This is a genomic window from Herbaspirillum sp. UBA812 (assembly GCF_002296545.1).
GTDB lineage: Bacteria > Pseudomonadota > Gammaproteobacteria > Burkholderiales > Burkholderiaceae_D > Herbaspirillum > Herbaspirillum huttiense.
The window spans coordinates 1-2733 of record NZ_DBIC01000051.1 but is presented as its reverse complement, the minus strand read 5'-3'; the positions used below and the strand labels follow the sequence as shown (position 1 = coordinate 2733).

General features: G+C 55.5%; 3 protein-coding genes. 2 read left to right on the top strand and 1 reads right to left on the bottom strand.

Annotated features, from left to right (window positions below; translation table 11 throughout):
• Positions 1-60: 60 nt before the first annotated feature.
• On the bottom strand, positions 61-291 hold the full coding sequence (locus B3873_RS02980) for a hypothetical protein (RefSeq protein WP_286863949.1): 231 nt from the start codon (positions 289-291) through the stop codon (positions 61-63).
• A gap of 81 nt (positions 292-372) precedes the next feature.
• Between B3873_RS02980 and B3873_RS02975 the strand changes: the two genes are divergently transcribed.
• Positions 373-1158: an HNH endonuclease gene (locus B3873_RS02975; protein WP_286863947.1), complete on the top strand. Its 786-nt coding sequence runs from the start codon at positions 373-375 to the stop codon at positions 1156-1158.
• A 434-nt stretch (positions 1159-1592) separates the two neighbouring features.
• The coding region (locus B3873_RS02970) for a sensor domain-containing diguanylate cyclase (RefSeq protein WP_286863945.1) at positions 1593-2733 on the top strand (1141 nt) is incomplete at its 3' end.

The following is a 2733-nucleotide window of genomic DNA, read 5'->3' as shown; positions in this document are numbered from 1 at the left end:
GCTGGGGTCGGTGGTTCAAGTCCACCTATCACCACCAGATACCCGTCGCTGCATGTGCAATCATGCGTATGCGGCGCCGTCCGAAAAACCCGCCTCTTCGAAAGAAGGGCGGGTTTTTTGTTTTACGCCTTTTGCTTCACCTCCGCTTCTTAGCTTGTCGCTAGAAGAAACTCTCCCCAAATCGCCCAGATCTCGAATATTCTTGAGAAAAATGGGAAAAAAACGGGGGAAGGTTTGAATTTTTTCTGGGTCAATATCGGCAAATCGCATAAAGAGGCCATTGAAGGCCATTTTCTTTGGGCACCGATACACAGCGAAAAACCAAAGACAGATGGAGGCGTACGGACGACTTACTTTAGTCACTGGAATTCAGTGGCCACTGTCCGCGCTGGCGACATCATCTTCTGTAATGTCGATCGTAAGATCGCCTACGTCGCCATCGCAAAATTGGATGCCTACGAAGCAGCGCCGCCCTCTACCCGGACCTTTACAGAATGGGATCCAAATGGGCGGCGCGTGGATGTCGAGTTCATCCCACTCGAACCGCCCATCAGTATTGAAGGCTACATCCTCGATTCATTCAAGGATCGCTATAACGACCGTTGCACGCCACGCGTCGTCACAAAAACCGGCACTATCTTTCAAGGGTATATGGCATCGTTACCGACCGATGCCGGAATTGATTTATTGCGCCTAGCGGGCGACCAAGAGGAAGCAATCGCCACTACATCGCTCAATCTAAGCGCACCAACAATGTCGCAAAGAAGATCTGCTTCGCCCACAACTAAACAAGCACTGCGCGAAGCACGGATTGGTCAAGGGCGCTTTAGGCGCGACTTACTTACTCTTTGGCAGCGCTGCCCGATCACCGGCATCACTAACCCAGATCTACTGATCGCAAGCCACGTCAAACCCTGGGCCATTTCTTCCGATGAAGAAAAGTTAGATCCTTACAACGGTTTCCTCTTTGCTGTTCATATCGATCGTCTGTTCGATAAGGGCTTGATCAGTTTTGACGGTGAAGGGCACATCCTCATTAGCCCGCATCTCTCCGAACGAGATGCTCTCGCCTTAAATATTCATCACGGAATTAATCTTCCTTTGCGGCAAGAGCACCAAAAGTACTTGGAAGCACATCGGAACATTTTTGATCTATGAGAACAAAGTGGGCTGGTTACGCCCACTCCCCAACGCCAAACCTCATCAATACTTCTGACAAATCTGCAACGATCCTCATTACTAATTAACTTAAGTCAAGATCGCCAACGAAGACGTAAAACCGAACTGTTAGAATTTACCCCGCAAGTCAAAAAAAACGGAAAGGCCCACAACGGCCGCCAACACACCAGCGGGAGACCACTCGATGCGGCAGTTCCAAGCCACTCCCACGCACAGCATCCGATACAAAGCCGCTGAGCCAGCATCGGCTGAGATACGTTGCGTACTCTCGGTACAGTGCAATCTGACGGAACGCCGCACCTCACACTACGTCAGCCGCACCACCCTCGCTGGCACGATGTCTGCATACCGCATCTACATTGCGTTGCACGCACGCGCGAACTCCTGAGCAAGGCAACCCGCCACGCAAGAAAATGAATTTGCTCTCCAAGAATTCCCTGGCAGTCCATCTGCTGCGCATCATCTTCGGCAGTTACTTTCTGGTGACGCTGATCGTGACCTGCCTGCAACTTGGCGCAGAATATGAGCACACGCAATCCGGTGTGGACAACGAATTGCGGGCCATGGACCTGACCTTCGGTGCCAGTCTGGCCAGCTCCACCTGGCGCTTCCAGGGGGACGTGCAAAAGGCCACCCTGCGCGGCATCAGCAACCTGCCCGTGGTCACCGGGGTGAAGATCGAAGACCCGCAAGGCAAGCTGGTGATGGCCTTGGGCAATATCATCGATCACGATGGCAAACAGATCCACGTCGACGCCGATGGCGCGCGCAGTGCCGTCAAGCCGGGTTTCTTCAATGCCGCCACCAGCCATCGCTTCCCGATTCTCTATCGCGATGAACACGGCGTCACCCACGACATCGGTGCCTGGACCGTCTATTCCAGCCGCCAGGTGGTGATCCGCAAGGTGGCCTACGGCTTTACGCTGATCCTCATCAACTCGGTCATCAAGACGCTGGTGCTGTGGTTCATCTTCCTCTACGTCTTCCACCGCTGGCTCGGACGGCCCATCACCCGGCTGTCGGACTTCGTGCGCGGACAGGATCTGAACCAGCCCGATCACCCCGACAATCCGCAACGCATCCGGCTGCGAGGACGCACGCGCCATGAGCTGCACTTCCTGGCCGATGCCATCAACGCGATGCTGTCCAGCCTGCGCAAGCAGTCACGCCAGAACCGCGCGCTCTACGCGCAACTGGAACAGGAAAAGGAATCCCTGCGCGCCCTCAACAAATCGCTGGAGCTGCGCATCGCCGAACGCACGCGTGATCTGGCGCAGGCCAACGAACGTCTGCGTTCACTCAGCCTCACCGATGGCCTCACCGGCATCGCCAACCGCCGCAGCTTCGACGAGACACTGGATCACGAATGGCGGCGCAGCCTGCGCCACGCCAAGCCGCTCACGGTGGCTTTCATCGACGTCGACTGGTTCAAGCCCTACAACGATCATTACGGCCACGTTGCAGGGGATGCGGTCTTGCGCCAGGTAGCGCAGACACTGCAGCACGCCATCGGCCGCGCCGGTGAAACCGTGGCGCGCTATGGCGGTGAAGAAT

Coding starts and splice junctions, on each gene's coding strand:
- B3873_RS02980 (WP_286863949.1), bottom strand. CDS start 291: ATGGCCTTCAATGGCCTCTTTATGCGATTTGCCGATATTGACCCAGAA.